At 56.6% G+C, this 468-nt stretch carries 1 pseudogene; it reads left to right on the top strand.

From position 1 onward, the window contains the following. Nucleotides 1-468, top strand: a pseudogene (locus M9827_RS24325) (hypothetical protein); the annotation flags it as partial.

The raw sequence follows: 468 nt of genomic DNA, 5'->3' as shown, positions 1-468 counted from the left end.
ATGTTCGAGGGGACCGGTGCCACCGGTTTCAATCAGAACAGGGTCGACGTGTATTCGGAGCAAATGGGGGACGATGCCGTGGCTGTGGGCTGGCCACATCCCGACACTGGTGAATGGCGCCGAGAATGCATCCTTACGCCCGGCCCTCATTCGATTTTTGGCACGCAGACAGTCAAGGAGATTACCTCAATCACGAGTGAACCCTTCGGCATTCGGGTACGCCCAGGCAAACCGACGGTCGAGTACACCCTCAATCAGGAAACCATGACGTTTTTCAGTAGTGGCCATTACGACCAGTACCTCGAAACGCAGATTCAGTTCACCATCAAGAGCTACCCGGGCAACCTGCCACCGAACACGCCGCCCAATGCCATTGTGCGACCCGATGGCAGCTGGACAACAACATCGACAGGCTGGGCTTTGGGGACTTTTTCAGTCGAGGTCGTGCAGAAGATCGTCGACAACGCC

The organism is Pseudomonas sp. AKS31 (assembly GCF_023634765.1).
In the GTDB taxonomy this organism is placed as follows: Bacteria; Pseudomonadota; Gammaproteobacteria; order Pseudomonadales; family Pseudomonadaceae; genus Aquipseudomonas.
This window is presented reverse-complemented; position numbering and strand designations above follow the sequence as displayed.